General features: G+C 74.1%; 5 protein-coding genes. 3 read left to right on the top strand and 2 right to left on the bottom strand.

From position 1 onward, the window contains the following. Positions 1 to 4 precede the first annotated feature (4 nt). Positions 5 to 1753 carry a sigma factor-like helix-turn-helix DNA-binding protein gene (locus tag ACFVZW_RS36410; RefSeq protein ID WP_384530790.1) on the bottom strand — a complete coding sequence of 583 codons (1749 nt, stop codon included), beginning with the start codon at positions 1751 to 1753 and terminating at the stop codon, positions 5 to 7. Positions 1754 to 1873: 120 nt separating this feature from the next. Between ACFVZW_RS36410 and ACFVZW_RS36405 the strand changes: the two genes are divergently transcribed. Further along, positions 1874 to 3352 (top strand): DUF6350 family protein, encoded by a 1479-nt coding sequence (locus tag ACFVZW_RS36405; protein WP_384530788.1) that lies wholly within the window; start codon positions 1874 to 1876, stop codon positions 3350 to 3352. A gap of 7 nt (positions 3353 to 3359) precedes the next feature. On the opposite strand, the gene ACFVZW_RS36400 is transcribed toward ACFVZW_RS36405, so the two are convergent. Continuing rightward, entirely contained in the window at positions 3360 to 4031 is a 672-nt protein-coding gene (locus tag ACFVZW_RS36400) for a hypothetical protein (RefSeq protein ID WP_384530786.1), read from the bottom strand. 243 nt (positions 4032 to 4274) lie between these two features. On the opposite strand from ACFVZW_RS36400, the gene purN reads away from it, so the two are divergent. Then, positions 4275 to 4889, top strand: a complete 615-nt coding sequence (gene purN / locus ACFVZW_RS36395) for a phosphoribosylglycinamide formyltransferase (RefSeq protein ID WP_329116972.1) — start codon at positions 4275 to 4277, stop codon at positions 4887 to 4889. Continuing rightward, positions 4886 to 6454: a bifunctional phosphoribosylaminoimidazolecarboxamide formyltransferase/IMP cyclohydrolase gene (purH, locus tag ACFVZW_RS36390; protein ID WP_384530784.1), complete on the top strand. Its 1569-nt coding sequence runs from the start codon at positions 4886 to 4888 to the stop codon at positions 6452 to 6454. Before purN ends, purH begins: the two co-directional genes overlap by 4 nt. Positions 6455 to 6488 lie beyond the last annotated feature (34 nt).

Raw genomic sequence — 6488 nt, 5'->3', positions numbered from 1 at the left:
GCTGCTACTCGGGCTTGGGGATCAGTCGCTCCGGACCGTGGTGCGGCTGTGAGCGCAGCTTGTCGCGCAACTGCTTGTCCTCCGAGGTGAGCTTCTGCGAGCCGCCGCGGACCGGGACGCCGTTGACGGTCTCGCCCGGGTGGTTCACCGGCAGGTACTGCGTCGGCGCGGTCGCGGCGGTGAAGGCCGTCACGCCGATGAGCGCCGCCGTCGCGCCGACCACCGCCCGTGTCCACAGCCGGGAGCGGCGTTCGCTGCCCGACCGTACGGACTCGGCCTCGGCGAGCGTCGTCGTCGTCGGCGCCTCGGTGGCCAGGATGCCCAGCCGCTCGTGCAGGGCGTCCGGGTCGGCGAGTTCGGGCACGCGCTGCCCGATGACGGTACGGGCGTGCAGCAGCCGGTTGGCGGCGGCGGGGGTGCTCGCCTCGGTCTCGGCCGCGGTCTCGGGCAGGTCGAGGCCGAGACCGTCGTAGAGCAGGACGGTACGGCGGTAAGGCGGCGGCAGTTCGAGCAGCGCCGCGAGCAGGGCCCGTCGCCCGGCCTCGGTGGGCGGTTCGTCGGGGTGCTTGTGGGCGCGGCGCAGCCGGTGCCAGGGAGAGAGCGCGTAGTCGTACGCGGCGGCCCGCACCCAGCCGACGGGGTCGCGGTCCATCGCGACCTCGGGCCAGTTCTCCCAGGCCTGGTGGAAGGCGCGCTCGACGGACTCACGGGAGAGCGGACGACGACCGGTCAGCAGGTACGCCTGGTGGACGAGACCGGGGGCCGCGTGCGCGTAGAGCGCGTCGAAGGCTTCCTCGGGGGTGAGGGTGGGCTCCGCCGGGGGCGGGGCGGGGGGCGAGGGTGGCGCGGGTGCGAGGAGGGTCTCCACCGGTTTCTGCCGCTCCTGGGGGTATGGGGTGGCGGGGGCGCCGGACCGGACGGGCCGCGCGGGCCTCCGTCCGAAGCCGAGGCCGAGTCCGGCGGGCGCCGGGGTCTTGGGAGGCTTGGCGGCGCGCTTGGCCGCGGCCTTCGGGCGGGTGCTCGCCGGCGGTGCGGCGGGCGCCGCGGCGGGCCTGCCGGGCTTGGCGGGCATGGGAGCCTCCGGCGCCCGTCCGGGCGTGCCCCGGGAACCGGTCCGGCCGCCGACACCGGCCGCGCCCGGACGAGCCGTGTCCCTGGACTCGGGCGTCGCCTGGGCCCCCGCGACCTCAGGCCGGGGGGCGGTCTCGATACCCGGCCCGGAAGCGGGCCTCGGCGGGGCGCCGGCCGCCACGGAGCCCGTACCCGGCACGGACGCGACCTCAGGCCGGGGGGCGGTCTCGATACCCGGCCCGGAAGCGGGCCTCGGCGGGGCGTCGGCCTCGGAGGCGGGCGCCGATCCGGGTCTCGTCCGCGGTCCCGATGCGGCCTCGGCCTGGGCGCCGGCCTCGGAGCCCGTTCCCGGCCCGGACGTCGACACGGGCTCGGGCTTCGAGTCGGTGTCGACGTTGGGGGCGGTTCCGGGCGCCGCGTGGTCCGGTGTGGGGGGCGCGGGTGGGGTGCTCGGGGGCGTGAGGGCGGCCTCGGGGGCGGTCAGGAGCTTTGCGTACGCCTCTCGCTTTCGGCCGCGTGGCTCCGAGCGGCCGGTCTCCCAGGAGCGGACGGTGGCCCGTGTGACGCCGACCGCGTCGGCCACGTGTTCCTCGCTCAGGCCCAGGGCCTCGCGCAATCGGCGCCGCTCCTTCGGAGACGGCAGCGAGACGGAATCGGCTGTTCCCCGACTCGTCGGACTCATCGGCGACTACCTCCCGCAGAGCTACTCCGGGCGGAAAAGTACATAAACGTATCTTGAGCGACACAACGGCGGTTTGCCTGTTACGCGTAAAAAGCGCGTGTCGTTGGGAGCATGGGCCGTGTGACCCAGCTGACCGAGCACACCCCCCTGTCGACGGCCGATCCGCGGGCCCGGGGCGGCCGGTCCGCCGCGCTGGCGACCGCTGTCGTACGCGGCGGGGTCGCGGCCGGACTCGGGCTCGGCGCGCTGGCGGTACTGGTCATGGCGGCGTGGATCATCTCCCCGTACCCCGACAGCGGACCCGGCGGTGCCCTGCACACGACCGCCGGGCTGTGGCTGCTCGCCCACGGAGTGGACCTCGTCCGCACGGAGACCCTCACCGGGGTGCCCGCGCCCCTGGGCGTCGCCCCGCTGCTGCTCATGGCCCTGCCGGGCTGGCTCGCGCACCGGGCCGCACGGGACACCCTGGAGTCGGCCGAGGCCGGGCCCAGGCCCTCAGCCGGCGGTGCGGTGACCGCGGTGTGCGGTGGATATCTGCTGGTCGCGGCAGGTGTCGTGGTCTACGCGGCGAACGGTCCGCTCCCGGCGGACCCGCTGACCGCCGCCTTCTGGCTGCCCGCGACGGTCGCCGCCGCGGCCGGGCTGGGCGTCTGGACGGCGAACGGGCGGCCCCTGCCGGAACAGGAGCACGCGGCTGTGGCGCTGCGCTCGGCCGGGACCGCGCTCGTTGCTCTCTTCGGGGGAGGCGCCGCGCTGTTCGGGGTCTCGCTGGTCTGGCACGCGAGCGCGGCGCAGCAGTCCTTCGCCGGGCTCGCCGGGGAGTGGACGGGGCAGGTCTCCGTCCTGCTGCTGGCCGTCGCGCTGCTGCCGAACGCGGCCGTGTGGGGTGCGTCGTACGGTCTCGGGCCCGGGTTCGCGCTCGGCGCGGGCGCCTCGGCGACACCGCTCGGACTGGCGGGAACCGCCGCGGTTCCGCCCTTCCCGCTGCTCGCCGCGCTGCCCGCCCACGGCCCCGGCACCTGGCCGCATTGGGCCGCCGTCGTCGTCCCGCTCGTCGCGGTACTGCTCCTCGGCGGGGCCGTGGGGCGTTCGGCGCGTACCTGGACGGGCCGGGAGACGGCGCTGACGGTCCTGCTCACGGCCTGGGCGTGCGGCGCGGCGGTGACGCTCCTCGCGGCGGCCGCGGGCGGCCCGCTCGGGTCGGGCCGGCTGTCGGCGTTCGGCCCGGTGTGGTGGCAGACAGGGGCGGCGGCGGTGCTGTGGTGCGCCGCGCTGGGGGTGCCGACGGCCCTGGGCGTACGGGCCTGGGCGCGGCGCGGCCCGAAACCGGAGCGCGTCGCCCTGGTGCCGGAGGCCGTACCGCTCGCGTCCGTCGCCGCCCCGGTGCCCGCGTCCAAGCCCGCGCCGACGCCCGTGCCCGAGCCGCTCGCCGAGGAGGAGGACGGCGAGGGCGGGTTCGAGCCGTACGACTACCTCCCGGCGGCCTGGGAACAGACCCCGCCGCCCCCAGCCCCACCTCGGACGGGGCCGGAGACGCCAACGGCGCCGGAGACACCTCCGGCGCCGGAGTCGCAGCCCCCGGCGCCCGCCGAGGACTAGGGCGCGTCTACTCCTGCACCCCGAAGACGTCCCGCAGCGGTTCCGGCAGCAGGTCGTTGCAGGCCAGCTGGCCGGACTTGGTCAGAGCGTCGTCGGCGCAGGTGTAGAAGTCGCGGTACACGAGCTGGATCGTGAAACTCCCCGCGACGATCAGCAGGGAGAGCACCGCCGCGACCAGGCCGCTGACGGCCGCCGTGCGCTGTGCGCGCGCCGGGAGGCCGGTGGCCGGGCCGGCGGGCGCCGGCGGCACGGAGGGATCCGAGGGCGGCGCCTTGGGCTTGGCCCGCAGCGCGCTGATCGCCCAGTACAGGGCGAGCGCGCCCAGGAGCAGCGCCAGCTCCTGGATCTCGAAGATGGCGAAGAAGAACGCCCACATGCCCGCGAGCAGCGCGTACCGTGCCCGCCGCTGCGCGGGGTCCGTCGGGTCCCACTTCGGGTTCGGCCCCTGGCCCTGGTCCGGGCCCCCCTGGCGTTCGGGGCGGCGGCCGAAGCCGTCGGAGGAGCGGCCCGGCTGGCGGCTGCTCCAGCGGCCTCCGGAGCCGCCCGAGCCACCGGAGTCGCCGGACGACGCGTCGTCGTCCGAGCCCTCCGGCCGCCGCGGCTGCCACGGCTGGTCCGGCTGCCCCTCGGGCGGCGGCGCGAACGGATTGTTGTCGTCCGTGGACTGGCGTTCCGGCATCTGCTGAACGTCTTCCCTCTGTCGTCGCAACTGCTGTCTCAACTGCTGTTTCAACTGCCGTGTCAACTGGTGTCTCTACTGTCGTCGAACCCTGACGCTACCCCCCGGCCACGCCCCCGTCCCGTGGGGGCCGTCCGGTGTGCCGGTATCGTTGCTGACGGTCGGGCCCTTCGTAGGGTTCCCCGTATCCGGAGGCACGATTCCTTTGTGCGACCGTACAAACACCACGGAAAGAGTGACCGAGTGGCCGCCGCCCGCCTCGTCGTCCTGGTCTCCGGGTCCGGCACCAACCTCCAGGCCCTGCTCGACGCCATCGCCGCCGACCCTGAGGGGTACGGGGCGGAGATCGTCGCCGTGGGCGCGGACCGCGACCACATCGCCGGTCTGGAGCGCGCCGAGCGCGCCGGACTGCCCACCTTCGTGTGCAAGGTGAAGGACCACGCGACCCGCGAGGAGTGGGACCGCGCCCTGACCGAGGCCACCGCGGCGTACGAGCCCGACCTCGTCGTCTCGGCGGGCTTCATGAAGATCGTCGGCAAGGAGTTCCTCGCCCGCTTCGGCGGTCGGGTCGTCAACACCCACCCGGCGCTGCTGCCCAGCTTTCCCGGTGCCCATGGAGTGCGGGACGCACTCGCGTACGGCGCGAAGGTCACCGGATGCACCGTCCACTTCGTCGACGACGGCGTCGACACCGGCCCGATCATCGCCCAGGGCGTGGTCGAGGTCCGGGACGAGGACGATGAAGACGCTCTCCATGAGCGCATCAAGGAAGTCGAGCGTTCGCTGCTCGTCGAGGTCGTGGGGCGTCTGGCCCGGCACGGCTACCGCATTGAGGGACGAAAGGTAACAATCCCGTGACCGCCGAAGGTACGAAGCGCCCCATCCGCCGCGCACTCGTCAGCGTCTACGACAAGACCGGCCTTGAGGAGCTGGCCCGCGGCCTGCACGAGGCGGGTGTCTCCCTCGTCTCCACCGGCTCCACCGCCTCGAAGATCGCCGCGGCCGGCGTCCCGGTCACCAAGGTCGAGGAGCTCACCGGCTTCCCCGAGTGCCTGGACGGCCGCGTCAAGACGCTCCACCCGCGCGTGCACGCCGGAATCCTCGCCGACCTGCGCCTGGAGGACCACCGCAACCAGCTCGCCGAGCTGGGTGTCGAGCCCTTCGACCTGGTGATCGTCAACCTGTACCCGTTCAAGGAGACCGTCGCCTCCGGCGCCACTCCCGACGAGTGCGTCGAGCAGATCGACATCGGCGGCCCGTCGATGGTCCGCGCCGCCGCCAAGAACCACCCCTCCGTGGCCGTGGTCACCAGCCCGGCGCGGTACGCCGACGTCCTCGCGGCCGCCCAGAGCGGTGGCTTCGACCTGACCACGCGCAAGCGCCTGGCGGCCGAGGCCTTCCAGCACACCGCCGCGTACGACGTGGCCGTCGCGTCCTGGTTCACCGACAGCTACGCGGCCGACGAGGAGGCGGAGCTGCCGGAGTTCCTCGGCAAGACCTGGGAGCGCAAGTCGTCCCTGCGCTACGGCGAGAACCCGCACCAGAGCGCCGCGCTCTACACCGACGGTCTGCGCGGCGGACTCGCCAACGCCGAGCAGCTGCACGGCAAGGAGATGTCCTTCAACAACTACGTGGACACCGAGGCGGCCCGGCGCGCCGCCTTCGACCACGACGAGCCCTGCGTCGCGATCATCAAGCACGCCAACCCGTGCGGCATCGCGCTCGGCGAGGACGTCGCCGAGGCGCACCGCAAGGCGCACGCCTGCGACCCGCTCTCCGCGTTCGGCGGCGTCATCGCCGTCAACCGTCCGGTGTCCGTCGCCATGGCCGAGCAGGTGGCGGAGATCTTCACCGAGGTCATCGCCGCCCCGGACTTCGAGGACGGCGCGGTCGAGATCCTGGCCCGCAAGAAGAACATCCGCGTCCTGAAGGTCGACGGCTACCCGGCCGCGATGATCGACGACATCAAGCCCATCTCCGGCGGCGCGGTCGTCCAGCACCTCGACCTCTTCCAGGCCGAGGGCGACGACCCGGCGAACTGGACCCTGGCGACCGGCGACGCCCTGTCCGCCGAGGAGCTGGCCGAGCTCTCCTTCGCCTGGAAGGCCTGCCGCGCGGTCAAGTCCAACGCGATCCTGCTCGCCAAGGACGGCGCCTCGGTCGGCGTCGGCATGGGCCAGGTCAACCGCGTCGACTCCGCGAAGCTCGCGGTCGAGCGCGCCGGCGAGGAGCGGGCGCGCGGCTCGTACGCCGCGTCGGACGCGTTCTTCCCGTTCCCGGACGGCCTGGAGATCCTCACGGCGGCGGGCGTCAAGGCCGTCGTGCAGCCGGGTGGATCGGTGCGGGACGAGCAGGTCGTCGAGGCCGCGAAGAAGGCGGGCGTGACCATGTACTTCACGGGCACGCGCCACTTCTTCCACTGATACGAGGGCGGCGCCCCCCTGCCACAGGCAGGGG

The organism is Streptomyces sp. NPDC059567 (genome assembly GCF_042735655.1).
Classification (GTDB): Bacteria; Actinomycetota; Actinomycetes; order Streptomycetales; family Streptomycetaceae; genus Streptomyces.
This window is presented reverse-complemented; position numbering and strand designations above follow the sequence as displayed.